The following is a 1276-nucleotide window of genomic DNA, read 5'->3' as shown; positions in this document are numbered from 1 at the left end:
AAACATGGAAATCAAAGAAACGATTGGCATGGACAACCCGTGGAATTACCGCAATAAAAGCCAATTCCAGATCGGGCGCTCGCAAAGCGGCAGCATCATCGCCGGCTTATACAGCCTTGATTCTCATGACATCGTGCCGATTAAAGACTGTATCGTTCAGCATCCGGCAACGAACAAAACAACAGGCATCGTCCGCCGCATTTTAGAGGACTTCAATGTGTCTGTTTATAATGAAAGAAAACGAAAAGGCGACGTTCGCACGATCGTGACGAGAGTCGGCTTTGAAACAGGCGAAGTGCAGGTCGTGCTTGTAACCGCAAAAGAAACGCTTCCGCACAAGGAAGAAATCGTCAAAGCGATTCAAAAGCGATTGCCAGAGGTCAAATCCATTATTCAGAATGTAAATGGTGCGAAAACTTCAGTGATTTTTGGTGAGAAAACAAAACAGCTTGCCGGAAAAACAGTGATTCAAGAAGTGCTCGGCGACGTATCTTTTGAATTGAGCGCCCGCGCTTTCTTCCAGCTCAACCCGGAACAGACCGTCAAGCTGTATGATGAAGTGAAAAAAGCGGCGCAGCTGACCGGAAAAGAAAAAGTCGTTGATGCGTATTGCGGCGTCGGCACGATCGGCATGTGGGTTGCGGACGGAGCGAAGGAAGTCCGCGGCATGGACGTCATCAAGGAATCGATTGACGATGCTAAGAAAAACGCCAAAAAACACGGCATGGCAAATGCCACATACGTAACAGGAACAGCCGAGCACTGGCTCCCGAAATGGACGAAAGAAGGCTTCCGCCCGGACGTCGTCATCGTAGACCCGCCAAGAACCGGCTGTGACAGCACGTTCCTGGACACGATCAAACAAGTCAAACCGAAACGCTTCGTCTACGTTTCCTGCAATCCATCCACGCTTGCGAAGGATTTGCAGACGCTGTCGAAGGACTATCGCGTGGACTATATTCAGCCTGTCGATATGTTTCCGCAGACGGCGCATGTGGAAGCTGTGGCGAGACTTGTATTGAAATCGTCTCATTAATTCCTAATCAGATCTGGATTTCGGCAGAATGAACATTGCCGATTTCCGGGTCTTTTTCATGTGCAGCCCTTGTCCTAACTGTCTTTTCTCAATTTTATCTTCCTTCTCATTCTCGGAGATCTTTATTTTAACTGGCGAAAAGAATTGAAAAAACGTGTTGAAAAGCGGGTGAAAAAAAGCGTTATTTAACCGGAAAAATTTCCTTCCAGTATGATTAAAATACATGAGTAGAATGATGTA

General features: G+C 47.0%; 1 protein-coding gene. It reads left to right on the top strand.

Going from position 1 to position 1276, the window contains the following annotated elements:
- On the top strand, window positions 1-1036 hold a 1036-nt coding region (rlmD, locus tag ACWHAR_RS21895; protein WP_452087812.1), incomplete at its 5' end, for a 23S rRNA (uracil(1939)-C(5))-methyltransferase RlmD.
- Window positions 1037-1276: the final 240 nt, after the last annotated feature.

The organism is Bacillus sp. LR--39 (genome assembly GCF_053613335.1).
The sequence above is the reverse complement of the archived record's forward strand: the minus strand, read 5'-3'. Positions and strand labels throughout refer to the sequence as shown.